The sequence below is a fragment of the Thalassovita gelatinovora genome (assembly GCF_001458355.1).
Taxonomy (GTDB): domain Bacteria; phylum Pseudomonadota; class Alphaproteobacteria; order Rhodobacterales; family Rhodobacteraceae; genus Thalassobius; species Thalassobius gelatinovorus.
In genome coordinates, this window is sequence record NZ_CYSA01000019.1 from 53,533 (window position 1) to 78,219 (window position 24,687).

A 24,687-nucleotide genomic window follows, 5' to 3' on the forward strand; every position below is an offset into this window, starting at 1 on the left:
AGGAGTTTTTTCGTGAGTTACACAATCAATCGCATCCTAACCGGCAGCACGTTCGACGATGCCGATGCCCGTACCCGCGCCGCCCTTGCGCAAAATGGCTTTGGTGTTCTGACCGAAATCGACGTCAAGGCGACAATGAAGAAGAAGCTGGACGTCGATATGAAATCCTATCGAATCCTCGGGGCATGCAATCCGCAGATGGCCTTTCAGGCGATCGGGATGGAGCCACGGGTCGGCGCAATGCTGCCCTGTAACGTGATCCTTCGCGAAGTCGAAAACGGTGTCGAGGTCAGCGCGATTGATCCCGAAGCTTCCATGCAAGCGATCAACAACCCGGACCTGCATGAGGTCGCGGGTCAGGTGCGTGATCTGCTTGCAAAGGCTGTCGCGGCTATCTGATCTGTTTCTGACCTGAGCGAATTCCCCCTTGATGCGCCGCCGGGGGATCAAGCCCAGTTCGGGGTTGTCACCACAGGCACGTTGCCGGCGTTTTCAATGTCCTGCCCGGCAGCCAACAGGATATCTTCGCGGAATCGAGGTCCGATCAATTGCACGCCGACCGGCCTGTGATCGGCTTCACCAGTTGCGACTGACAGCGCAGGGACGCCGATCACGGGCAAAGCCCGTTGGATAAGTTGTGCCTCCATCGCGGCCGCGAAAGCATCTTCGGAACTGACATCCTGTTGCTGAGCGAACGGCAACTCTCCTGAAACCGGGCAAATGAGAACAGGATAGTCCTTCAAAAACAATTCCCATTGCCGCACCAATGCGACCCGTGCCTGAAGCGACTTCATCAACGTGTCAAAGCCAACTTCACCGGCATCCCTTGTCATGTGTTCGAAGACAAACTGCGAATCCGGCTCTGCTTCGCGTTCGATCATTTCGCGTGCGCCGAATTGGGTATCCGCCATCCAAAGTTGCGCATTGATTTCAGCAGCAAGCCGCATCGGTGGGCACGCGACCTCTTCGACTATCCAACCTGCTGCCTTCAATCTTTCCGCAGTGTCGAACAAGGCGGCCCGGACTTCGTCGGCAACGGGCATGCCGTCTGGTGCGATCGTCAACGCAGCACGTTTTTGGTAATCCCCGCCCGCCATCGGCGCGGATACGTACCACGGGTCGCGCAAATCCGGCGCGGCCATGGCGGCCAACGATATCCCAATGTCGGAAATGCTGCGGGCAATCGGCCCGGACACCGCCATAATCTGCGCCCCGATGAAACGGTCCGGCGCGCTGGCATTGTAGGCCGGAATTCTTCCGAAAGTGGGGCGCAGGCCGTGAAGACCGCAGGCATAAGCAGGGTAGCGGATGGACCCCGCGATATCAGTGCCGTGCCCTATGGCGCAAAGCCCTGCCGCAACCGCCGCGGCCGCGCCACCAGAAGATCCGCCCGGCGTTATCGCCTTGTTTCGCGGGTTCAGCGTTTGCCCATGCAGGTTGTTATTGGTAAACCAGCGCAGCGAAAAAGCCGGCGTGTTGGTACGCCCGATAATCACCCCGCCTGCTTTGCGGATGTTTGAAACCACCGGACTGTCATGCTGCGCCACCAGATTTTCCTGCAATCTGAGCCCGTTTGTTGTCGCTTGACCTTCTTGATCCACATTCACCTTGATTGTCACCGGAACGCCGCACAGAACGCCCGGATCTTCGCCGCGCGCAATGGCTTCATCGACTTGTCGAGCTGCCTGCAATGCATCTTCTGGAAATTCCTGCACCACCGCGTTTACCGTTGGGTTCACATCGGCAATGCGCTGTAGATGCGCCTTGGTCACTTCCGTCGCCGACAGAGCTTTCGATCGCACTGCTGTGGCGATTTCGGAAGCGGTAAGATTCCAGATTTGCGACATGAAACATCTCCTTTGGGATTCACCGGAGAACATTGCACGTATCGCCCCCGTAGCACAGGGCCAGGAAGAATGAGCCGATATTGCGAACCCTGTTATCTTCTCGGAAGAACAGAAATTTGCCAATGCGGCCCAAGTTTGAGGCATCTGTCGCGGTCGACGCCAATCATAGAGCGAGAAAGGTACCGCGCAGGGGTGGCTACCCTTTTTCATCGTATACGAATTTAACGGATCATGCGGATAGTCCCCGCATGATCCTTCACCGCCCCGGCTTGTCGTTAATGTTGATCCGACAGCGACGATTTACGCCAATCCGGGTCAAAATTCGGTGGGTTCGACGCAAGCCCGACACTGCGGATCGCAAGAACACCACAGTATTCATCCTTTTCCGAAGAATCGCCGCTGATCCCGACTGCGCCGATGGTCATGCCGTCGGCGTCCTCGATCAAAGTCCCGCCCGGCACTGGGACAAACCGCCCATCCGACGCGGCCGCCAGCGCGGTCTGGAAGTTCGGGCGCGCGGACAGATAATCACGGATCTGCCGGCTGGGCATCCCCATACCAAGCGATCCCCACGCCTTGCCAAAAGCGATATCGAAGCGCAGCAGGCCGCTGCCGTCTTCGGATTGCATCGCTTTCATGCGCCCCCCTGAATCCAGCACCACCACGGTCAGCGGTTTCATGCCTTCCTGCCGTCCGATTTCCAGCGCTTTTTCCAGAATGGCCGTAGCCGTTTCCAGCGGAAGACTCGATTTCAGTTTCATGTTGTTTCCTTGCTCAAGTTCATCGGCTCATCATTTCGGGCAGCCATGTCACGATTTCGGGGAAAAGCAGCAGCACGATGATCGTTACCACATCCGCGACGAAAAAGATCGTGATCCCCCGAAACACGTCCGACAGCGGTATATCCGGCCTGACCGCGTTGACGACGAAACAGTTCAGCCCGATAGGGGGCGTGACAAGACAGACCTCTGCCATCTTGACGACGATGATACCGAACCAGATGGAATCGTAGCCCAGCGCCATCACCGCCGGATATACCACCGGCAGGGTCAACAAAAGCATGCCGATCGCATCCATGAACATTCCCAGCACCGCATAGGCAAGCAGGATGCAGATCATGATGACCAACGGCGGTGCATCAATCGATACGACCCAGGACGTAAACGCATCGGCCACCCCGGAAAACCCTAGAAAGCGCACGAAAATCGTGACGCCCCAGATCAGCGAAAAGATCATCACCGTCAGCTTGGCTGTTTCCATCAGAGAACCCGAAATCGCCTTGAGACCGGCACCACGGGCAATCGCGACGACAAAGACCACTGCCGCGCCCAATGCTCCGGCTTCGGTCGGGGTGGCCCAGCCTTGGTAGATCGCCGAGATGATAATCGCGACGACCAGCATGATCGGCATCAGCGGCGGCAGCGACACGGCCCGTTCTTTCCACGTCGATGACGGGACAGCAGGAGCCTCGTGCGGGCGAAACATCGCCCAAAGGATAATAATCAACGCATACACGATGGCCGACACCAGCCCCGGCAAGAACCCCGCAAGCAGCAGCTTGCCGACGCTTTCTTCGACGATGATCGCATAGATCACCAGAATGGCCGAAGGTGGAATCAACGTGGCAAGCGTACCACCAGCCGCAACGACACCCGCCGCCAGCTTGCGATCATAGCCGTATTTCAGCATTTCGGGCACAGCGACGCGGGCAAAGACCGCAGATGTCGCCGTTGACGCACCGGACACGGCCGCAAACCCGGCGGTCGCAAAGACCGTGGCCACGGCAAGCCCGCCGGGCAGCCAGCTTAGCCATTTTCGCGCAGCATCAAAGAGTTGCGTTGTCATACCAGCGTGAAAAGCGACGAACCCGATAAAAATAAACATGGGCAGCACGCTAAGCGCATAGGTCGATGACTTGGCGTGCGGCACGATCCCGACGATGCCCGCTGCCGGCCCCCAGCCGATCAGTTCGACCAGCCCCAGCAGACCAACCGTCGCGGCCGCGATCACCACGCGCACGCCGATCACGACAAGAATCAATAACAGGCCAATCCCGATCAGCCCGACCAGTAGAGGGTTTGAAAATCCGATGCCGATCAGCATGTCAGCGTCCTTCCTTATCGGCTTCGTCACCAAGCACTTCGTGGGCTTCTTCACGGGCCGTTTCAGCGGCATCCTTGAGTGACACCACGCCTTCGTGCGCGTGGCTGGGGTAAATGAACAACCGTACGGATCCGGCCAACTGGATGCCCAGCCGCAGGAACCAAAAGGCGAAAGCGATGGGCACCAACAGCTTGGATGGCCAGACCGGGTATTCTGCGTCTATGGTCGTGTCGCCGATCTGGTAGGATCGCAGGAAATGGTCCCAGCTATACCAGATCAACACAGCAACGATTGCCATCCCCAGAAGCGACCCGACGATTTCCGCCAACCAGTAAGACCGTCCCCAGAGACGCCCCAACAGCAGCTCCATTCGGATATGTGCGCCCATACGCTGGGTATACGCCGCCCCAAGGAACGCCATGCCGGCCATCGATAGCTCGACCAGATCGATGTAGCCTGACAGCGGATTGTTAAAGAAGGTCCGCATGACAATCTGCGCCACGCCCAACAGCATCAGCAGAAAGATAAACGTCGCGGCGATAAAGTTAGCAGCGTCTTCGACTGGCATCATGAACCGGTCACACCGGCCAATCCAGCCAGACGCCTGGGCGTCGTTGGAAACACGCATCCTGATCACGTCCTTGCCAAGAGTAATAGAATGGGATCGCGGAGGAAGCCGCGATCCCGAAAACAAACTGCGAAGAATTTACTTCGCGGTCTTGGCTTCTTCCGCATAGCGCAAAAGATCATTCAGAACCTCCTGCGCGTCGAAGTTGCCTTCGTTGGCGGCGACCCATTCTTGCCAGACCGGGAGCGCGGCCCGTTCGCGGATTTCAGCGATCTGCTCGTCCGTGTAGGTGATCTTGTCCAGCGTTTCTTCGAACAGCTTGAAATTGCCCTCGTCCGCTGCCGCATAGGACGCCTGTTCGGTGTCCAGAACCAGATCCCGGTTGTCCATCAGGAAGTCTTGATAGGCAGCGGGCAGCGCTTCGAATGCCGTCTTGTTCAGCACCCAACCACATTCCGACGTGCCCGGCGCGAGATTGGATGTGTACCAATCGGCCTCTTCGTTGATCTTGAAGGCCACATGCGCATAGGTCATCGGAAAGGCTGCCGCATCGACGGTGCCGTTTTGGAACGCCGTCAGAGTTTCTGACGCCGACAGGGTCTGATTGATAGCCCCAAGCTTTTCCATCGCATCGCCCAATCCGCCACCGGCGCGCACCCGCAGGCCGCTCCAGCCGTCGATTTCGGTCGGTGCAGGGCCTTTGCCCATGATTTCGTATTGAGGCAGCAGCCCCGATGCGTAGGGCATGGCGTTCCATCGCGCCATGTCGGCGACGATGGCGGGATGTTCGAACATCTTCTTGAAGGTGTATTTGTGTACCTCGGGATCGCCGATCGGCAGGAAGGGCAGCGAAAACACCATCCATGCCGGGTTCTTACCGGGATGGTAGAAGTTGCAGATGCCCGCGCCTTCAAAGGCGTTGAGCTTGAGCCCATCAAGGTTTTCGCGCGAATTTCCAAGTTGGTCAGCGTAGAATATCTTGATCTGGAATTTGCCGTCGGTTTCTTCGGCGGCTTTGGCGGCCAGTGCTTCCATCCCGGATGTCAGCGCCCGTGGGTTGCCGTACATCGAGATTTTCCAGAACACCGACGGGCCTTCAATGTTGGCGGCCTGTGCCGGTGATTGCAGTGTAAGGCAGGCCAGCGCAGCAGCGGCCAGCGGTTTCAGGGTCTTTGTCATCTTTTCCTCCTCAAAAGATTGTTGGTTCAAACACAGGGCCCCTCTGCCCCGTGCGGTTCAGGCGTCGGACGTATAGGTCTGGCGCAGAATGTTCTTTTGCACCTTTCCCATGGTGTTGCGCGGCAGGTCGGCCACGATCTCGATCCGGCGGGGATGCTTGAAGCGGGCCAAATGCGGCGTGATTTCGGACAAAAGCGCGGCAGGATCGAGCGTGTTCCCCGGTTCGGGGACGACGACGCCGATGGTTGCCTCTCCGAAATCCGGATCAGCCACGCCGAAGACGGCGGATTCTCGGACGCCGGGCAACGCGTCCAGCAGCACCTCGATTTCCTTGGGATAAATGTTGTAGCCGCCCGAAATGATAAGATCCTTCTGGCGCCCAACAATCACAAGATAGCCGTCAGGGTCGATCTGTCCGAGGTCCCCGGTAATGAAAAAGCCATTCTCACGCAGCTCTTCTGCGGTTTTTTCCGGCATCCGCCAGTAGCCGGAAAAGACGTTGGGACCGCGCACTTCGATCATCCCCGTCTCGCCTTGCGGCACTTCGATGCCGGTGTCGGGGTCGGAGATCCGAATTTCGGTTCCGGGCAGGGGAAAACCAACCGTGCCGGGGCGTCGATCCCCTTCGTAGGGGTTCGACGCGTTCATGTTGGTTTCGGTCATGCCGTAGCGTTCAAGGATGCGGTGACCGGTGCGGGCCTCGAAGTCAGTGTGGGTATCGGCCAGAAGCGGCGCACTGCCAGACACGAAAAGCCGCATATGTGCGGTCGCTTCGCGCGTAAAAGACGGTTCCGCCAACAGACGCGTGTAGAAGGTCGGCACCCCCATCAGAACCGTGGCGCGCGGCAGGTCAGCCAACAGTTTTTCTGCCTTGAAGGCGGCGTGAAAGATCATCGCCGCTCCCGACAGAGCCGAAACGTTCACCGCCACGAAAAGCCCGTGGGTATGGAAAATCGGCAAGGCATGCAACAAGACATCCGCATCGGTGAACCGCCACAGATCGGCCAGCGCGGTAGCGTTCGACAACAGATTAGCATGGCTCAACATCGCGCCTTTGGAACGCCCGGTCGTCCCCGAGGTATAGAGGATCGCTGCCAGATCGTCGGCACCGCACTCCACCACCGCATGAACAGCGGGCATGGCATCTGCGGCATCGCTCAGACTACCGCTGCCGTCGGCATTCAGTGTGTGCAGCGCGGCTCCCTTCAGAATACCGGTCATGGCAACGGCATCCTCAGCGTCGCAGATCACCAGTCCCGGTTCTGCGTCGCCCAGAAAATAGGCCAATTCACTGGTGGTATAGGCGGTATTGAGTGGCAACAACACCAAGCCGCTGCGCAGGCAGGCGGCATAGACCGCAAGCGCCTCGGGTGACTTGGCGACTTGCAACGCCACGCGATCGCCCTTGGTCAGTCCGATTTCGGCAAAGACGTTGGCCAACCGGGCCGACAGGGCAACAAAATCGCCGTAGCTCAGTGCCCGACCCTTTTCCAGCATCAGGAAGGGCGCGTCATTCTTGGCGTGACGGCCAAAGAGAGGATCGAAAAGGACGTTGCTCATGAGTCTGCCTTGCTTGCCGGGATGGGGGCGGATTTGAGAAGAGAAGCAATCGTGCGCGATGTGGCGACGGTGCCTGTCGTGGTGAACCCTTCGATGTTGCGGTCGATCCGGGCCGGGTCGTAAAGGTAATTGACCATCGTGCCATAAGATGTGCGCTGACCATTGTCGGACGCGTCACCATCCGCGTGTACATCCTGAACGATGGCCCCGTTGCCTAGATGAAAACGCGCCACCACATTTGCCGGGTCGCCCCGAGGGCGTTTTTCCTTCACCAGGTAATGCGCGATATAGCGGCGCAGCGTGTCGTTGGACTTGTCGTCCCTGCTGCCCGATTGTGCCAAGGCGACCTTCAAAGCCTCCGCCTCGGTCCCGGAAAGTGTTTCCTGAACGCCATCGATCCAGGCGCGGAAACCCGGGATTGGTGAAAGCGTGACAAATGTCTTGAGCTGCGGCAAGCTGGCCGACAGATCCTCGACCACATGCTTGATCAACGCGTTGCCGAACGAAATACCACGCAAACCGGCCTGACAGTTCGAGATCGAATAGAACACCGCCGTGTCCATCTTATCCGCCGGGGTTGCGGCGCGATCTTCGGTCAGAACCGATTGAATATTGCCGGGAATACCGTTGGTCAGCGCCACTTCGACAAATATCAGCGGCTCTTCGGGCATACAGGGGTGGAAATAGGCGAAACACTGACGATCCTCGGGCAGAAGCCGCAACCGCAGGGCATCCCAGCTGTCGATAGCGTGCACAGCCTCGTAGGCGATGATCTTTTCAAGGATATTCGCCGGGCTGTTCCAGTTAATTCGCCGTAGCACCAGAAAACCGGGATTGAACCAGGATACGAAGAGATGTGCGAAATCCAGATCGATACGGGCCAATGTCGGTTCTTGGCGGATCGCCTCGAACAGATCACAGCGCATCGCAACCAGATCAGCCGTGGCTCCGGGGACCCGGTTCAGGCGTCGCAAGATTTCCTGACGACGTGGTTCCGCCTGCGCGGCAAGCGCGGCCAGATCTTCGGTGGACCGGGATTTTTCGTAACTGTGGGCAAGTGTCGCGACGGCGTCGGGATCTATGTCGAAATCATCTGCCAGATGACGGAAAAAATCCATCCTCTGATCTTTGTCCATTGCACGGTATTTCTGCAGGACCGCACGCGCCACCTTGATCGCCGACACATCGCCGATGTCGGACAGCAAAACATGGCACAATTCATTGATCGGGCGCGCATCCTTCGTCGCCGTAGTCTGTTGCGCCCGATTGGTAATGGACGCCAGAAGATCCGTCAGAAAGCTGGACTGCAACATCGGTTCCATTCCTATCGGGTCAAGGTTTTGGCGCGCCCCGAGTGCGCGTGATTCCAGTCTATGTATATCGATTAAATTTAACGATACAATAAAAAATCGATTATTTTATTTTCGACGTGACTGAAGTGATCAGCTCAGGCTGACCCGTCCCGTGGACAAACCGACCGACATATTCAAAGCGCCTTCGTTTACGAGCCATTTGCGCAAGGTGAAATTGCGCGCCTTCGCGCTGTGCATCGGATCAGCCTGTGCCAGCGCCATGGCAGCCTCCATCGTCTCAGCACGGTAGATGATCATACCGGCCCCCTGCATTTCGTTGCCGCTGTCATCAGAAAGGGGCCCCGCCAGCACCAGTTGCCCTGTTTCTTCGAGCTTTCGTTGATAGGCCAAATGCGCAGGCAAGGTAGCCTTGACCGCTTCAGGCCCAGAGGCTGGCGTCGAAACCACCACAAACAACTCCAGCGCCAAGCCCCCCCGCCCCTTGGCTTCTTGCTTATACGCGTCCCACCTTGGCATCCTCGTTCACCCCAAAATTAAAATCGATATTATTTGACATACGATAATATTATCGCCAAAGATAGCAAAAAACGGATTAAAGGAACTCCTTATGAAGCTCATGGTAGGCAAATCCGCCGACAGCACCGCCGTTTATCTGATCGAAGATACGAAGGCGCTGAACCTCACGGCGGCAATGCCAGAGGCGGGCACAGATCTGATAGGACTGATCACGACCCCCGCCCTGATGGAAAAGCTGCGCAATGGTGATGTGTCCGGCACCACCGAAGATGCCGCAAGCATCGAACCTGCTTTGCCCGTCACCGCACCGGGCAAGATTCTTTGCTTGGGACTGAACTACATCGAGCACATCAAGGAAGGCGGATACGACATCCCGGACTATCCGGCGATCTTCATGCGGACGCGCAATTCGATCATGGCGGCAGGTGAACCTATGGTACGGCCACGCTGTTCGGACAAGCTGGACTACGAAGCCGAGCTGATGATCGTCATCGGCAAGGGCGGGCGCTATATCACCGAAGAAGACGCGCTGGACCATGTCTTTGGCTACACTGTGTTCAATGACGGGTCGCTGCGCGATTACCAGCGTAAGACGCACCAGTGGACCCCGGGCAAGAATTTCGACAATACCGGCGCCATTGGCCCCTATGTCGTCACCCCCGAGGATCTGCCCGCAGGCGCGGCCGGTCTCAAGATCGAAAGCCGCGTCGGCGACGAGGTCCTGCAAAGTTCCAACACCGGCAATATGATCTGGTCGGTGGCACAAACCATTGCGATCATGTCGGAATTCACCACGCTGGAGCCGGGCGACCTGATTGCCATGGGCACACCTCCGGGTGTCGGCCACGCCAAGAAACCGAACCCGCGTTGGCTCAAGCCCGGCGAAACCGTCGAGATCGAAATCGAACGCATCGGCATCTGTGCAAGCCCGGTCATGGACGAGGCCGATATCGCAACGCAAAAGGTGACGTCGTGAGCGACACGCTCAATACTGCCCGCGCCTCGGCGCAGGCGGCCGTTCGGGCGGTACGTGCCGCCCGCGAACGGCTGGATGATGCTTCGATCGATCTGATCCTGCGCGATGCACGTTCGCATTATGCCTGGACTGACAGGCCGGTGCCGGATGCGCTGCTGCAAGAAATCTACGAGATCACGATTGCCGGCCCAACCAGCATGAACACCTGCCCGGCGCGCTTTGTCTTCGTACGCAGCGTAGAAGCCAAGGCGCGACTGGCCAAATCGCTTAAGGAAAAGAACATCGACAAGATGATGGCCGCCCCGGTGACGGCCATCATCGCCTATGATCCGCAGTTCTGGACCCAATTGCCCTTCCTGTTTCCGCACGAGGATCGCCGCCCCCACTTCGAAGGCAAGCCCGAACATTCAGAAGCGACCGCCTTTCGAAATTCGTCCCTTCAGGGCGCATATTTCATGATCGCGGCACGGGCCGTAGGGTTGGATGTTGGCGCGATGTCCGGCTTTTCCAACGTCACCGTCGATGCTGAATTTTTCTCTGAGAACGGTTGGAAATCGAACTTTCTCTGCAACCTAGGCTATGCTGACGAAACCGCGCTTTTTCAAAAGCTGCCGCGGTTCGGCTTTGATCAGGTATGCAGCATCATATGAACGCGGGAAATATGCCGCGCAACAACAAGTTATCCCGACCGTGATCTGACTACAGCGGCGGGAAAAAACGGGCACTGGCCCAGTCTGGGAGGACACCATGAAACAACTGCTTGCAAGCGTGGCATTCGCCGCAACCATGACCCTATGCACGACCAGTCCCGGTTCGGCGCAAGAGGTCATCACCGCCAATGTCATCGACGGCTATCCGGCCCGCGCGATGTGGGTACAGGAGTTCAGCAACTTCTTCATTCCCGAGGTCGACAAGAAACTGGCCGAAACCGGCAATTACCAGATGGATTGGCGCGAAAGCTATGGTGGCACCGTGGTCAAGCCGCGTGGGGTGCTTGAAGGTATCCAACTGGGGCTTGGTGACATCGGTATTGTCACGACAATCTTCCATTCCTCGAAGCTGCCAAGCCAGGCCATTTCCGCCGTGACCCCCTTTGTCGCGTCAAATGCCCCTGCCGTGGCCAAGGCCGTGGACGAAATCGCCCGTGAATTTCCCGCCATGCAGGCAGAATTCGAAGCTCAAAACCAAGTGTACCTTGCCACTGGTGTCGTTCTGGACACGTATCAACTGTTCACCAAGGAACCGATCAACAGCCTTGCCGATCTGGAAGGGACCAAGATCGCGGGGGCCGGCATGAACCTGCGTTACGTCGAAGGTATCAATGGCGCGGCTGGCGTACGTGGGGGCCTGACCGATTTCTACAACATGGTCCAGACCGGGCTGGTCGACAGCGCTATGCTTTGGCCCGAAGCGGCCGCCACCTTCAAAATGGCTGAAGTGGCGCCTTACATGCTGGTTGCCGATCTGGGCGCAGTGAATACCAAAACCGTGACCGTCAACAAAGACTACTGGGATGGACTGCCGGACGAGGTGAAAACCGCACTTCAGGAGGTTTCGATCGCCTATCGTGACCATCTCGCCAATCTGGCGATGGAAAAAGCCGCCGCCAGCCGCGAAGCCTATGTTGCCGCCGGGGGCACCATCATCGAAATGAGTGACGAAGCGCGGATGGCGTGGGTCAATTCGATGCCCGACATCGCCGCCGAATGGGCCGCAGGACTGAATGCCAGCGGCAGCGACGGGTCCGGGATGCTGCGCGCCTATCTGGGCAAGCTGAATGCCGACGGCTTTACCGGCCTGCGGGATTGGACCGCCGGGCTGTCGAATTGAACCCTTCTCGCAAATCTTCGGATGCGGCGCAGCCTTCGGGTCTGCGCCGCACTTTGAACGGACTGACGCGGGCCACGAATGGCGTGGCCATCGCAGCCAATGTCACCGGCACCCTTGTTGTGCTGGGACTTGTTCTGGTGGTGAATTACGACATCGTCGCGCGCGGCCTGTTCAACCGCCCCTTCCACGGCGCGGTTGAACTGGTGCAATTCGCAATGGTTCTGATCGTGTTCTTGCAACTGCCCGACGTGATCCGGGTCGAACGGTTGACCCGTTCGGACGGACTTTTAATTGTGATCGGCGCGCGCCATCCCCGCGTCGCATCTGCGATGCGCCGGCTCATCGACGGGCTTTCGTTCGTTCTGATGGCACTGATCGCCATCACCATCTTTCCAGAGTTTCTAAAGATGTGGGATACACAGGATTATTTCGGCATCCCCGGTGTCTTTACCGCGCCTTGGTGGCCGATAAAGCTGACCATCCTGTTCGGTACCGCTCTATGCGCTGCGATCTTTGCACTGAAGTCCATCGGCCCCTCGCGCAACATCAATGCATCAACGCCGGAGCAATCATGAGTCCTATCGAAATCGGCATCGCTTCGGTCGTCGCGATCATCGTTATGATCTATCTCGGGGTCTATATTCCCATCGCTCTGAGTGTCGTGTCCTTCGTGTCGATCTGGCTGATGCGCGACAATTTCGACCTTGCCATGAACCTACTCAAGATCGCGGTCGGCGACAGTGCAATGGAATACACCTTTGCCACCGTGCCGCTGTTCAGTTTCATGGGGCTCGTGGTGTCCAAGGCCGGGCTGGGAACTGACATTTACGGCGTGATGAGCACCGGATTCCGGCGGGTCAAAGGCGGTATCGGCATGGCCACCGTGGGTGCCAACGCCGCATTTGCCGCCGTTACCGGCAGTTCCATCGCTTCGGCGTCGGTCTTTTCCAAGGTCGCAGTGCCCGAAATGCTGACATATGACTACAAGCCACGCTTTGCCGTGGGTGTGGTGGCTGGATCGTCGGTTCTTGGCATGATCATCCCGCCGTCGGCCATGCTGATCATCTATTCCTTTGTCGCCGAGCAATCGGTGGGCGACATGTTTCTGGCTGGAGTTGTCCCAGGTCTGCTGCTGGCCGGCGCCTATATCTTTGCGATTTGGGCGATGGGTCGTTTCGCGCCCGGATTTGTCGGCGGCCGCCCAGCGGATCACTACGAACCGATGCCCTGGACCGAAATCGCATCCAAGACCCTGCCAATGCTGGCGCTGATTTTCACCGTGATCGGTGGCATTTACCTTGGCTGGCTGACTGCGGTCGAGGCGGGTGCTGCGGGGTCGCTGCTGGGTCTTCTTATCGCTGTTTTGCGCCGCTCGATGACTTGGCGCGGCCTGTGGGAGACATTGATCGAAACCGGGCACATCACCGCCGCGATCCTGTTCCTGATCACTGCGGCTTCAATCTACAGCCGGATGCTGGGCCTTGCTGGCCTGCCGAACGAACTGGCGGATATGCTTGCGGCCTCCAGCTTCGGCTTTGTGCAGATCATGATATTCTACGTTATCCTGATGCTGTTCCTGGGTACGATCCTCGACACGTCGTCGATCATCCTGATCGTGGTGCCCTTGTTCTTGCCACTGATCGAACCGATGGGGCTTTCGCTGGTCTGGTTCGGCATCATCACCGTGATCGGCGCCGAAATCGGCCTGCTCACACCACCGCTTGGCATCTCTTGCTTTGTCATCAAAGCCACCCTCAACGACGACCGTATCACGCTCAAGGACGTGTTCCTGGGCGCACTGCCCTTTGCGGGTGTGATGCTGGTCGTGCTGATCCTGCTGATCTGCTTCCCGCAACTCAGCCTCGCCCTTCTGAATTAGGAGCCCGTCATGCGCACCGTCACCCCCGACAATATCACCGAGGTCTTTCAGAGCTATTTCGGCCCCGATACCGATCCCCGTTTTCGTGAAGTGATTGGAAGTCTTGCCACACATTTGCACGCCTTCACCCGGGAAGTCGGCCTGACTCATGACGAATGGCGCAAAGCGCTTGAAGCACTGGAATGGGCAGCAAAAATCACCACCCCCGAACGCAACGAATTCGTGTTGTTGTCGGACGTGATGGGCCTGTCTTCGCTGGTCGACATGATCAATTCGCGCCAAGGCGCCACCAGTTCCAGCGTGCTTGGTCCTTTCCATGTCTCCGATGCCCCGCCGATGGAGATCGGTGACGACATGCGCGGTGACTTCGACGATGAAGTGCTGCTGGTCGAAGGGCAGGTGCGAGATGCCGACGGCAACCCGGTACCCGGGGCTGAAATCGACATCTGGCAGACCGCCCCGAACGGGCTTTATTCCAGCCAAGACCCGGATCAGGACATCATGTCCTTCCACGGGCTTATGACGGCGGATGAAAATGGTCGCTACGCTTTCACCACCGTGCGCCCGGTCAGCTATACCGTGCCCACCGATGGCCCTGTCGGAGAGATACTGAACGCCGCCGGTCGCCATCCCTGGCGTCCCTCTCACCTGCATTTCATCGTCAAGGCGCAAGGCTTTCGCGACCTCGTGACCGAGGTCTTTCCCGCCGATGATCCCTATCTCGATCAGGATACGGTGTTCGGTGTGCGCAGCGATCTGGTGATGACCTACAAACCACAGCCGGCGGGCAGCTTTCCCGACGGGTTCGCACTGTCGGGAAAGGTAGACGGCCCCTTTGCCCGCGTCGATTTCGATTTTACGCTGGTGCGCAACTGAAGGCGGTCAGCTTTCGGAGACCAGACCGGACTGGCGCAGAAACGCGCCAGTCTTCTGGTAGTGGTTGATCAAACGCTCGGACGCCAGATCGGCATCGTGCTGAAGCGCGGCTGACAGGATTTCCGCGTGTTCGTCGCCGACGTTGCGGGTTTTATAATCCAGCGACCGCCCGGCAAGATACCGATAGCGCACATTCAGGTCGTAAAGCTGGCTACAGAACTTCAACAAGATCGAAGAGTCGCAATTCGACAGAAGCGTCATGTGAAACGCCTTGTGCAGATCTTCATAGGCTTCCGATATCTTGGATTTCTCACGCGACATGCGGTGAAGGCTCAGCACCAATCGTTCTTCCCAAGCGTCGTCCGCATTGCCGATGCTTTGGCGCAGCGCCATTTCTTCGAGTGAGCAGCGCAGTTTGAGAATTTCTTCGAAATTACGCTGGCTGGCGGGGGCCGCGCGAAACCCGCGCTGGTCGATCCTTTCGACCAACTGATCCGAGGTGAGAAGGCTCAGCGCCTCTCGCACCGGCGACGCGCCGGTATCCAGACGCGCCTTCAGCGTGTCGATCTTGAGCTTTTCACCCGGACGCAGATCCCCGACAAGGATCATCCTGCGGATGGCATTATACGCCCCCTGCGTCGCCGACGTGACTTGCGAAGGTTGAGACAAGGAAACCGCTTCGGAGAGATCATTTTCTGGCATACCGAATAAATATCGACTTTTTCCCAGAGTTCAAAGCACAAACGTCATAAGATCCCTTAGGGATGCACGAAAAAGACTGTTTGTTCGTTATCCTGCGCATTGTGCCGGGGGCAGCCTGACCGTCGGGAAAAATCCGTGATGCGCCTCTGGGCAAGATCAGTCAGACGCGAAAATACCTTAACCACCCAAAGGAAAGGATCACTGTTGATCGTGCTTAAAGCTGCGCCGCTACGGACGCAGAGCAGGCGGCCTGTTCAAAATGCCTAGATTTTCGAATCTCCGCGCCAACCTGACGCGGATCAACACAAATATTAGTGGGTCCAAGGTGCCCGGCGATTGGTGGCAAAGTTTTCGCCATAGCCGCCCGCACGCAGGTTGGGTTTGCGTTTATGGGGGTCGAGCACTACCGCATCCAGCCCGTGTTCCTTGGCATAATCCAGCGCCGCTTCCTTGCTGTCGAATTTCAGCCGGACCTGGGTCTGGGTATCCGCGCTGGATGTCCAGCCCATCAGCGGATCCACTTCACGCGCTTCAGCCGGTTCATAATCCAGAACCCATTGCCGGGTCTTGGCCATTCCCGATTGCATGGCATTGCGGGCGGGTTGATAGATACGTGCTCGCATCCGCGACTCCTCTTCTTTGCTGTCTTATCGTGAATACGCGGCATTTTTGCAAGAGCCGGAAAGCTGCAGGCGTCAGGCGGTCAGCAGGATTCACTAGTTGGGGGTTGAAGTAGAACAAAAAGTGATCAAATCTTGCAGCAACCGCCGGAGACTCTCATGCCCTATGCCCATTCCGACAAATCCGCCCCGCTGCTGCACGCCCCGGCCCCGGATGTGAAGTCCCGCGACAAGCTGGAAGGCGGTAAACGGTTCGTGATGCATACCGATTTCAGCCCCGCCGGGGATCAGCCGACGGCGATTGCCGAACTGACCTCGGGGGTCAATGCCGGGGATCGCGATCAGGTCCTGTTGGGTGCCACTGGGACCGGTAAGACCTTCACCATGGCCAAGGTGATCGAGGAAACCCAAAGACCCGCGATCATTCTGGCCCCGAACAAGACGCTGGCGGCGCAATTATATGGGGAATTCAAGGGCTTCTTCCCAGACAACGCGGTGGAATACTTCGTATCCTATTACGACTATTACCAACCCGAAGCCTATGTGGCGCGGTCCGATACTTTCATCGAAAAGGAATCTCAGATCAACGAACAGATCGACCGGATGCGCCATTCGGCCACACGGGCGCTGCTGGAACGCGATGACGTGATCATCGTCGCCTCGGTGTCGTGCATCTATGGCATCGGATCGGTGGAAACCTATGGCGCGATGACCCAGGACCTAGTCGCGGGCAATGAATATGATCAGCGTCAGATCATCACCGATCTGGTCGCCCAGCAATACCGCCGCAACGATGTCGGTTTCCAGCGCGGCAGCTTCCGGGTGCGCGGTGATGTTCTGGAAATCTGGCCCGCCCACCTGGATGACCGGGCCTGGAAATTGTCGTTTTTTGGCGAAGAATTGGAAACGATCACCGAATTCGACCCGCTGACCGGGGCCAAGACCGACACGTTCGACCGCATCCGGATTTATGCGAATTCACATTACGTGACGCCGAAACCGACGATGCAACAGGCGATTCAAGGCATCAAGAAGGAACTGCGCCAACGGCTGGACCAACTGGTGGGCGAAGCCAAGCTGCTGGAAGCACAGCGATTGGAACAACGCACCAATTTCGATCTGGAAATGCTGGAAGCCACCGGGGTTTGCAGCGGGATCGAAAACTATTCGCGTTATCTGACCGGGCGCGCGCCGGGGGAACCGCCGCCCACCCTGTTCGAATTCATCCCCGACGAAGCGATCGTTTTCGCCGACGAATCCCATGTGTCCGTGCCGCAGATCGGTGGCATGTACAAAGGTGACTTCCGACGCAAGATGACGCTGGCCGAACATGGGTTCCGGTTACCATCCTGCATGGACAACCGGCCCCTCAAGTTCGAAGAATGGGACGCGATGCGACCGCAATCGGTGTTCGTTTCGGCCACTCCGGCGTCGTGGGAGTTGGAACAAACCGGCGGCGTGTTCACCGAACAGGTGATCCGACCGACCGGGCTGTTGGACCCGGTGATCGAAATCCGTCCCGTCGATATGCAGGTGGATGACCTGCTGGACGAGGTGCGCAAAGTGGCCGCCGACGGCATGCGCACCTTGGTGACGACCCTGACCAAGCGTATGGCTGAAGACCTGACCGAATACATGCATGAACAGGGCATCCGGGTACGTTACATGCACAGCGACATCGATACGATCGAGCGGATCGAGATCCTGCGCGACCTGCGGCTTGGCGCCTTCGACGTGCTGATCGGAATCAACCTGTTGCGCGAAGGACTGGATATTCCCGAATGTGGTCTGGTCGCCATTCTGGACGCCGACAAGGAAGGCTTCCTGCGCTCGGAAACGTCGCTGGTGCAGACCATCGGCCGGGCGGCGCGTAATGCCGAAGGCCGGGTGATCATGTATGCCGACCGGATCACCGGATCGATGGAACGGGCCTTGGGCGAAACCGAACGGCGGCGGACCAAGCAGATCGCCTATAACGAAGAACACGGCATTACCCCGGCCACGGTGAAGAAGAATGTCGAGGATATTCTGGCAGGGCTCTACAAGGGCGATACCGATCAGTCACGGATCACGGCCAAGATCGACAAGCCGATGCACGGTGCCAATCTCGAGGCGCATTTGGACGGGCTGCGGGTGGAAATGCGCAAGGCCGCCGAGAACCTGGAATTTGAAGAAGCCGCCCGGCTGCGCGACGAAATCAAGCGGCTGGAAGCGGTCGATCTGGTGGTGTCCGACGATCCCTTGGCGCGGCAATCGGCGGTCGAGGACGCGGTCGAGGCGGCCGGCGCCGCGCGCGGGCGCTCAACCGCGGGACGGCCGGGGCAACGGGGTGGTGTGAAGAAGCGGAGGGGGAAATAGGTGTCTATGTTTATTTATGACCGCGCCTCACATTTTATTAGTTGCCTCCATTTGGTTGATGAAAACATCCGCAGAAAACGCAAAGACGAGGCAAATATTCGATGGATAGTAATAGGGCTGCACGACGCGCTCTACGCGATCCTTATTGAAAAGCTAACAAGAACTGATGGTTTCGGGATTTATAATGATAATTTCGAGAAGACAGTTGGTAATTTCTATGAAGACGGCCTGAGTTCGAATTCGCAAGAATTTCACGACCTAATGGAAAAATCATTCACCGAGAATATCGCAGGCATTGGTAGACTCTTGCAACGAGCTAATTTGAAGTCTGAAGTGGTTATCAACGAAAGCGATGTCGAAAAGCTCTCTCGCCCCAGTCTTGGATTAAGTCACCTAAAAAAAATGCGTAATTTCCTTGCTCACCCTAGGCCAATGCTCTCAGGGTATTATGAGCATTGGCTGATTGACGCATTTGAAGACACGATTGATGTAATAAGGGAAGTTGCGACACTGCCAGGATACACAAGAGCACATTACGATCTAGATGAAGCACAGGTCATCCTGAATTCGATTGAATTCTATTTAAGACTCTGGGCAATGAGAATGATGCCAGTTGAGGAAAGCAAGCCGTAGGGTGGGCTTCCAGCCCACCATCCCCGGCACCACATGCACAAAGTTGGGGTAACCCCGCACCCTACCCCGTGCCGGACCGGCCCTTCTCAAGCCAACCCGTCACAACCCGCGCTATCTCTGGGCCGCGGTGCGGCGATCCGGCGGTTGCGACTGGGCGGTTTATCCCGACACCCCGCAGACCCTCCGAACGATGTGCGGACCCGACCCAATCGCCGGACCGGGGGGCGGCGTCATGCCGGAGGCATGCTTGCAGCATGGCGATGGCGCGGCGGGCTGCGCCCTTGTTCCGCGCCAGCAAACCGGAGGGCGGATTTCTGGTCCGTCACACCCGAGCTTTGTTGCCGAACGCTCCCGGTTCCCCCTGCTCCAACTGCGTGCCATAACAATCACAACGCAGCAGTCAATTCCGGGGCAGCCATGTCGAAATTCAACTTCATCACTCAGAGCTTTGCAGATATCCCCTATATGGATCAGGCCCATGCCGCTCTGCTGCGGCAGATCATTCAGGACCACGGCGCGCAGGAAATCTTGGAAATCGGCTTTTTCCAGGGCAAAAGCAGCGCCTATATCGGGGCCATTCTGGAAGATCAGGGCGCCGGGCATCTGGTCACCATCGACCGGCCCAGCGCGGCCAACCGGTCCCCGAATATCCACGATCTGCTGACAACCGCCGGGCTGGAACACCGGGTCACACCGCGCATCGCCCATCGGTCCTATACCTGGGAATTGCAGAAACTGATCAACACCATGCCAAGGCCACAATTCGACCTGTGCTATTTCGACGGCGGGCATCATTGGGACGGCACCGGCTTTGGTGTTCTGCTGGTCGATATGCTGCTCAAACCGGGTGGTATTCTGGTGCTGGACGATATGAACTGGTCAATGGCGACATCGCGCCACCATCAGAAAAATCCCGCGATGACAAAGTCGTTTTCGCAGGACGAACAAGAGGCCCGCACGGTCCGGTTGGTCTGGGACACGGTGCTGCCGCATCTGGGTTATACCCACGTTCGCGAACACCCCGGCGCCGATTGGGGTGTGGCGCGCAAACCGGGCTGAGGCGGATCAGACCAACGGCACGAACGGCACCCCGCATCCGGCCAAAACGAAAAAGCCCGTCATCAAAACCCAGCGCATCACGTTATTCCCCTGTCACGGTCAAACCCAGCAACCGCCAAGCCTGCATACCGCCACGATAGTAGTAAATGTGATCGGCAGGGAAGCCCGCTTCGATCATGTTGCGGATCGCCGTCGGGGATTGACCGCACCAGTTGCCGTTGCAGAACAACGCGACGCGATTGGGGTTTTCACAGACATAGCCGTCAAAATCGATGTCACAGCCGAATTCGCCCAGATGATCGATCACCTGCGTATAGGGCACATTGATCGCGCCCGGGATCGACCCGCCTTCGAACCATTCCGGTGTGCGGCTGTCCATCACCACCACTTCGGGGTCTTGCAACAGTTCGATCAGTTCAAGTTCACCGATCGTGGTGACACCGGGCGCGGGCGATATCGGCTGAATGCAAAACGGTGGGCAGGCGCGCGATGTCCGGCCCCAGTCGTCGCCGATCCGGTGATCGTTATCACCGATACGCCGGATTTCCGCCGTGCCGTCAGGCAGCGGAATCGTCACCGATGCGGTATCCCGGGTGATATTGACAGGTTTGTCCTCGGCCCAGGACGGTGCGGCCATCAGTGCCAGCAAAACCAATAACTTTTTCATCATACCCCTCTTCCCCGCGACAGCGAGACCAATTGAATTCATCTGCGCCCTCAGGCATAATTCGTCGTTGAGCACGTAGAGTAACATGTGGGGCGGTACGAAATAAGGTGTAAACACCGGCGCGCCCCCAACACGAGGCAGATATATGAAACGCTTCCTTTGGGCCGCTTTATTGGCCACGGCCATCGCACCGATCACAGCCGAGGCCGGACCGATCGACCAGGCCTGTATGGCCTCGAATCAAAAACAGAAAAGCTGGGCCTTGTGCCGCTGCATTCAGGACGTGGCGAACCAGACGCTGAGCCGCGCCGATCAGCGCCGCGCCGCTAAGTTTTTCCAAGATCCGCACAAAGCGCAGGAAATTCGCCAATCCGATAGCCGGACCCATGAAAAATTCTGGCTGCGCTACAAGGAATTCGGCGCTGCCGCATCAGCGACGTGCAAGTGAACGATCGCCACTGTCTTGTTGCCAGATCATACCGCCTGCGCCATGATCCGGCAAAACGGGGAGTAGGGGATGCGTAAATTTCTTGTCATCCTGGATGACAGTCGTGAATGCCTGAACGCGATGCGGTTCGCCGCAATGCGCGCGGCCAAATCCGGCGGCGGCGTAAAGATATTGTCAGTCATTCCGCCGGAAGAATTCAATCACTGGATCGGTGTCAGCGACATCATGCGGGCAGAAACCCGCGAACGGATCGAAGTGCATTACGAAGTGTTTGCCAAATGGATGCGCGACCGTCAGGGCATCGATCCCGAATTGGTGATCCGCGAAGGTGAACCGGTTACCGAGATATTGAGTGAAATCGAAGACGATCCCGCGATTGGCATACTTGTACTCGGCGCGGGTAATGGAAAGAAGGGACCGGGCCCGTTGGTAACTCAGCTCAGCCGCAGCGCAGGCAGCCTGCCGGTTCCGATTACCATTGTGCCCGGCGATCTGTCCAAAGACCGTCTGGACGCGATCACCTGAGCCTGCCCGACAGTCTTAGAACCATTCTAAACCTTGACTTCGGGCGTTGCCGAGCGCATATCCTGACTTAACTAGAAAGGTATCCTCGCGATGTTTATTCAGACAGAATCCACACCGAACCCGGCGACGCTGAAATTCCTGCCCGGTCAGGCCGTTCTTGGCGCGGGCACCGCGGATTTCCCGTCAGCAGATGCAGCGGGCACATCCCCTTTGGCACAGCGGATTTTCGCGGTCAGTGGCGTAAGTGGCGTGTTCTTTGGTGGTGATTTCGTCACCGTGACCAAAGCCGACGGTGTCGAATGGGATCACATCAAACCCGGCATTCTGGGCGCGATCATGGAACATTATCAATCCGGACAGCCGGTCATGGCAGGAGAAGGCGTTACCGCTTCGGGCCATGCCGACCACGACGGCCCGGACGCTGAAATCGTAGGACAGATCAAGGAATTGCTGGACACTCGCGTACGTCCCGCCGTGGCGCAGGATGGCGGTGACATCACCTTCCACGGCTTCGACCGCGGCGTGGTTTATCTGCATATGCAAGGCGCTTGCGCTGGTTGCCCGTCTTCGACCCTGACGTTGAAAATGGGCATCGAAAACCTGCTGCGCCATTATATCCCCGAAGTGACCGAGGTACGTCCTGTTGCCGTCTGATCCACTGGTCTTGGCGTTTGACACATCGGCCGCGCATTGCGCGGCCGCTTTGCTGTCGGGTGATGCGATCATCATCACCCGATCCGAAGACATGGGCCGGGGACAGGCGGAACGGCTGATGCCTCTGTTGGAAGAAGTATTGGCCGAAGCAGGCAAGGATTGGACCGATCTAAATGCTATCGGTGTTGGCACTGGGCCGGGCAATTTCACCGGCATTCGGATTTCAGTATCTGCCGCGCGCGGGTTGGCGCTGGCGCTGGACGTTCCGGCGATTGGTGTAACCACATTTGCTGCCATCAGCCTAGACCATGACGCACCACATATCCCGATTGTTCCGGCCCCCCGTGATCAACTCTATATTGCCCCTGACGGTGAACCCGCCCGAATGGTGGCGCGGGAAGACGCGGATTTGCTGGATCGGCTGCTCTGCGCCGTTCCGTCTTCGGCGCGGCTTGTTGAGAACATCGCCCGGATCGTTTCCGCGACCTATTCCGAGGATGCCCAGCCCCCTGCCCCGCTTTACATCAAAGCCGCCGACGCAGCACCGCCACGCGATCCTGCACCGGTTATTCTGACCGATGACAGATGAAGAACTGGCCCGCATCCACCGGGCCGCGTTTTCCGCTCAACGGCCTTGGACGGCGTCGGAATTCCAGTCCTTGCAGCAATCGCCGCATGTTTTCCTTGTCTGCTCCGACCATGCCTTCGCCTTGGGCCGCGTAATCGCAGGAGAGGCCGAATTGCTGACACTTGCTACCGAGCCGGTCTTTCAGGGGCAAGGTCAGGGCCGTTCGGTGCTGGAACAGTACCACGCGACGGCGCGAACACGTGGAGCGGAAACATCGTTTCTGGACGTGGCCGAAAACAACCTGGCTGCACTACATCTGTATCGGACAGCGGGCTATGATCAGACTGCGAAACGTCCCGGATATTACCGTCAGCCAGACGGAAGCACTGTGGCGGCGCTGCTCTTAGCCCGCTCATTGATCTCGGGTTGGTCAAAATCGACCCCTGAGTCATAATTTTCCGACAATTTCCTAACAATCCGTTTCAAAAATCATTCGAAATCAGGTCAGAAAAATCAGAACCCGCATGCCAAATGATTGTCGTTTCACGCATGAAACCTAACCATTCCGGAAAGCATTTCAAACGTGATGTCACAATTCCATGGCATGGTTGCCGCCGTCACTCCAAACGTCGTTCAGCTTGCGGAACCGCTTCTGGTTTTTGACCTTTATGATTCTCGCAGGGTTTGCCAGCATGGCGTTTCATCCGCGTGTGGTGGACCAAGCTTATACAAAAATACGCCTGAGTAGCGACAGAAACGGACCGGTTATGCCCTGTGGAGCACACCAAAGCGCACTTGATACCGTTCGCAACGCGGCGTGCTTGATTACGCGGCTCAGGTCGAGCTAGGTACGGACATGAATATTTACCTGCCCATCGCAGAAGTCTCGGTCAACGCGTTCCTCCTGTTTGGTCTGGGCGGAATTGTGGGTATCCTGTCGGGCATCTTTGGCGTCGGCGGCGGATTCCTCATTACACCACTGCTGTTTTTTGTCGGCATCCCGCCAGCCGTAGCGGTGGCGACCTCGGCCAATCAGATCGTTGCTTCGTCGGTTTCCGGCTTGATGGCACATCTGAGGCGCAAAACCGTCGATCTAAAAATGGGATATGTGCTTCTGGCTGGTGGAATGGCCGGGTCGGGTATCGGGGTGGTTGTGTTCAACTATCTCAGGTCGCTGGGCCAGGTCGATCTGCTGGTACGGCTTTGCTATGTTGTGTTTTTGGGCATCATCGGGGCACTGATGTTCGTCGAAAGCCTGCGCGCGATTCAGCGCGCCCGCAAAGCAGGCGGCGTAGTGCCGAAAAAGCGCAAGCAGCGCAATTGGATTCACGCGTTGCCCTTCAAGATGCGGTTTCGCACCTCCAGCCTTTATATCTCGGCGATCCCGCCTTTGATCGTCGGATTCGCCGTGGGTTTGCTGGCGGCGATCATGGGGGTGGGCGGTGGTTTCATCATGGTCCCTGCTATGATTTATATTCTGGGCATGCCGACCAAGGTTGTGGTCGGCACATCTCTGTTCCAGATCATTTTCGTTGCCGGATTCACCACCCTGCTGCATGCAATCACCAATAACACCGTCGATCTGCCATTGGCGCTGTTCTTGCTTATCGGCGGCGTAATCGGAGCACAGGTAGGCACAAGTATCGGGGTCAAGCTGAAGGCGGAAATGCTGCGTGTGTTGTTGGCGCTGCTGGTGCTGTCAGTCTGCGGCAAGATCGCGCTGGAGCTGTTGATCGAACCGTCTGAGCTTTATTCTCTGGCCCAACCGGGGGCGGAAAAATGATACGGTTTCTTTTGCTGTTATTG

General features: G+C 57.7%; 27 protein-coding genes. 16 read left to right on the top strand and 11 right to left on the bottom strand.

The window, feature by feature from the left end:
* Window positions 1-12 precede the first annotated feature (12 nt).
* On the top strand, window positions 13-399 hold the full coding sequence (locus TG4357_RS10455; RefSeq protein WP_058262842.1) for a DUF302 domain-containing protein: 387 nt from the start codon (window positions 13-15) through the stop codon (window positions 397-399).
* A gap of 47 nt (window positions 400-446) precedes the next feature.
* On the opposite strand, the gene TG4357_RS10460 is transcribed toward TG4357_RS10455, so the two are convergent.
* From TG4357_RS10460 to TG4357_RS10495, 8 genes are all read right to left on the bottom strand, one after another.
* Window positions 447-1,847, bottom strand: a complete 1,401-nt coding sequence (locus tag TG4357_RS10460) for an amidase family protein (RefSeq protein WP_058262843.1) — start codon at window positions 1,845-1,847, stop codon at window positions 447-449.
* 275 nt (window positions 1,848-2,122) lie between these two features.
* Window positions 2,123-2,608, bottom strand: a complete 486-nt coding sequence (locus tag TG4357_RS10465; RefSeq protein WP_058262844.1) for a GlcG/HbpS family heme-binding protein — start codon at window positions 2,606-2,608, stop codon at window positions 2,123-2,125.
* A 19-nt stretch (window positions 2,609-2,627) separates the two neighbouring features.
* The gene (locus tag TG4357_RS10470; RefSeq protein WP_058262845.1) at window positions 2,628-3,950 is read right to left on the bottom strand and encodes a TRAP transporter large permease; all 1,323 of its coding nucleotides are present in this window, start codon (window positions 3,948-3,950) and stop codon (window positions 2,628-2,630) included.
* 1 nt (window position 3,951) lies between these two features.
* Window positions 3,952-4,578: a TRAP transporter small permease subunit gene (locus tag TG4357_RS10475; RefSeq protein ID WP_058262846.1), complete on the bottom strand. Its 627-nt coding sequence runs from the start codon at window positions 4,576-4,578 to the stop codon at window positions 3,952-3,954.
* A gap of 78 nt (window positions 4,579-4,656) precedes the next feature.
* Window positions 4,657-5,697 (bottom strand): type 2 periplasmic-binding domain-containing protein, encoded by a 1,041-nt coding sequence (locus TG4357_RS10480; protein ID WP_058262847.1) that lies wholly within the window; start codon window positions 5,695-5,697, stop codon window positions 4,657-4,659.
* A 57-nt stretch (window positions 5,698-5,754) separates the two neighbouring features.
* Entirely contained in the window at window positions 5,755-7,257 is a 1,503-nt protein-coding gene (locus TG4357_RS10485) for a malonate--CoA ligase (protein ID WP_058262848.1), read from the bottom strand.
* Window positions 7,254-8,570: a malonyl-CoA decarboxylase gene (locus TG4357_RS10490; RefSeq protein WP_058262995.1), complete on the bottom strand. Its 1,317-nt coding sequence runs from the start codon at window positions 8,568-8,570 to the stop codon at window positions 7,254-7,256. The genes TG4357_RS10485 and TG4357_RS10490 overlap by 4 nt, the downstream gene beginning before the upstream one ends.
* Window positions 8,571-8,699: 129 nt before the next feature.
* Window positions 8,700-9,086, bottom strand: coding sequence for a YciI family protein (locus TG4357_RS10495; RefSeq protein ID WP_058262849.1), 387 nt, complete (start codon window positions 9,084-9,086; stop codon window positions 8,700-8,702).
* 91 nt (window positions 9,087-9,177) lie between these two features.
* On the opposite strand from TG4357_RS10495, the gene TG4357_RS10500 reads away from it, so the two are divergent.
* The 6 genes from TG4357_RS10500 to TG4357_RS10525 all read left to right on the top strand — a co-directional run bounded on the left by TG4357_RS10500 (window position 9,178) and on the right by TG4357_RS10525 (window position 14,647).
* On the top strand, window positions 9,178-10,062 hold the full coding sequence (locus TG4357_RS10500; protein ID WP_058262850.1) for a fumarylacetoacetate hydrolase family protein: 885 nt from the start codon (window positions 9,178-9,180) through the stop codon (window positions 10,060-10,062).
* Entirely contained in the window at window positions 10,059-10,712 is a 654-nt protein-coding gene (locus TG4357_RS10505; RefSeq protein ID WP_082644123.1) for a malonic semialdehyde reductase, read from the top strand. The genes TG4357_RS10500 and TG4357_RS10505 overlap by 4 nt, the downstream gene beginning before the upstream one ends.
* 97 nt (window positions 10,713-10,809) lie before the next feature.
* Window positions 10,810-11,892, top strand: a complete 1,083-nt coding sequence (locus tag TG4357_RS10510; RefSeq protein ID WP_058262851.1) for a C4-dicarboxylate TRAP transporter substrate-binding protein — start codon at window positions 10,810-10,812, stop codon at window positions 11,890-11,892.
* A complete protein-coding gene (locus TG4357_RS10515; protein WP_168370955.1) occupies window positions 11,889-12,467 on the top strand; it encodes a TRAP transporter small permease in 579 nt (192 codons plus the stop codon). The genes TG4357_RS10510 and TG4357_RS10515 overlap by 4 nt, the downstream gene beginning before the upstream one ends.
* Window positions 12,464-13,771 (top strand): TRAP transporter large permease, encoded by a 1,308-nt coding sequence (locus TG4357_RS10520; protein ID WP_058262852.1) that lies wholly within the window; start codon window positions 12,464-12,466, stop codon window positions 13,769-13,771. The genes TG4357_RS10515 and TG4357_RS10520 overlap by 4 nt, the downstream gene beginning before the upstream one ends.
* 9 nt (window positions 13,772-13,780) lie before the next feature.
* Window positions 13,781-14,647: a dioxygenase family protein gene (locus TG4357_RS10525; RefSeq protein WP_058262853.1), complete on the top strand. Its 867-nt coding sequence runs from the start codon at window positions 13,781-13,783 to the stop codon at window positions 14,645-14,647.
* A gap of 6 nt (window positions 14,648-14,653) precedes the next feature.
* On the opposite strand, the gene TG4357_RS10530 is transcribed toward TG4357_RS10525, so the two are convergent.
* Window positions 14,654-15,316 (bottom strand): GntR family transcriptional regulator, encoded by a 663-nt coding sequence (locus tag TG4357_RS10530; protein WP_233487479.1) that lies wholly within the window; start codon window positions 15,314-15,316, stop codon window positions 14,654-14,656.
* A 344-nt stretch (window positions 15,317-15,660) separates the two neighbouring features.
* Window positions 15,661-15,972: an ETC complex I subunit gene (locus TG4357_RS10535; RefSeq protein WP_058262855.1), complete on the bottom strand. Its 312-nt coding sequence runs from the start codon at window positions 15,970-15,972 to the stop codon at window positions 15,661-15,663.
* Window positions 15,973-16,128: 156 nt separating this feature from the next.
* Between TG4357_RS10535 and uvrB the strand changes: the two genes are divergently transcribed.
* The 3 genes from uvrB (at window position 16,129) to TG4357_RS19500 (ending at window position 20,019) form a co-directional block, all read left to right on the top strand.
* Window positions 16,129-18,327 (top strand): excinuclease ABC subunit UvrB, encoded by a 2,199-nt coding sequence (gene uvrB, locus TG4357_RS10540; protein WP_058262856.1) that lies wholly within the window; start codon window positions 16,129-16,131, stop codon window positions 18,325-18,327.
* 6 nt (window positions 18,328-18,333) lie between these two features.
* Complete coding sequence (locus tag TG4357_RS10545; RefSeq protein ID WP_058262857.1) at window positions 18,334-18,960, top strand: hypothetical protein; 627 nt, start codon at window positions 18,334-18,336, stop codon at window positions 18,958-18,960.
* 417 nt (window positions 18,961-19,377) lie between these two features.
* Window positions 19,378-20,019, top strand: a complete 642-nt coding sequence (locus TG4357_RS19500) for an O-methyltransferase (RefSeq protein WP_058262858.1) — start codon at window positions 19,378-19,380, stop codon at window positions 20,017-20,019.
* Window positions 20,020-20,101: 82 nt separating this feature from the next.
* Here the strand turns inward: TG4357_RS19500 and TG4357_RS10555 are convergent, their stop codons facing one another.
* Window positions 20,102-20,686 (bottom strand): rhodanese-like domain-containing protein, encoded by a 585-nt coding sequence (locus tag TG4357_RS10555; RefSeq protein ID WP_139193647.1) that lies wholly within the window; start codon window positions 20,684-20,686, stop codon window positions 20,102-20,104.
* 145 nt (window positions 20,687-20,831) lie between these two features.
* On the opposite strand from TG4357_RS10555, the gene TG4357_RS10560 reads away from it, so the two are divergent.
* The 6 genes from TG4357_RS10560 (at window position 20,832) to TG4357_RS10585 (ending at window position 24,664) form a co-directional block, all read left to right on the top strand.
* Window positions 20,832-21,134, top strand: a complete 303-nt coding sequence (locus TG4357_RS10560; RefSeq protein ID WP_058262860.1) for a hypothetical protein — start codon at window positions 20,832-20,834, stop codon at window positions 21,132-21,134.
* Window positions 21,135-21,203: 69 nt separating this feature from the next.
* Window positions 21,204-21,659 carry a universal stress protein gene (locus TG4357_RS10565; RefSeq protein ID WP_058262861.1) on the top strand — a complete coding sequence of 152 codons (456 nt, stop codon included), beginning with the start codon at window positions 21,204-21,206 and terminating at the stop codon, window positions 21,657-21,659.
* Window positions 21,660-21,749: 90 nt separating this feature from the next.
* A complete protein-coding gene (locus tag TG4357_RS10570) occupies window positions 21,750-22,313 on the top strand; it encodes a NifU family protein (protein ID WP_058262862.1) in 564 nt (187 codons plus the stop codon).
* A complete protein-coding gene (gene tsaB, locus TG4357_RS10575; RefSeq protein ID WP_058262863.1) occupies window positions 22,303-22,902 on the top strand; it encodes a tRNA (adenosine(37)-N6)-threonylcarbamoyltransferase complex dimerization subunit type 1 TsaB in 600 nt (199 codons plus the stop codon). The genes TG4357_RS10570 and tsaB overlap by 11 nt, the downstream gene beginning before the upstream one ends.
* Complete coding sequence (locus TG4357_RS10580) at window positions 22,892-23,335, top strand: GNAT family N-acetyltransferase (RefSeq protein ID WP_058262864.1); 444 nt, start codon at window positions 22,892-22,894, stop codon at window positions 23,333-23,335. Before tsaB ends, TG4357_RS10580 begins: the two co-directional genes overlap by 11 nt.
* 402 nt (window positions 23,336-23,737) lie before the next feature.
* Complete coding sequence (locus TG4357_RS10585) at window positions 23,738-24,664, top strand: sulfite exporter TauE/SafE family protein (RefSeq protein WP_058262865.1); 927 nt, start codon at window positions 23,738-23,740, stop codon at window positions 24,662-24,664.
* The last annotated feature ends 23 nt before the right edge of the window (window positions 24,665-24,687 follow it).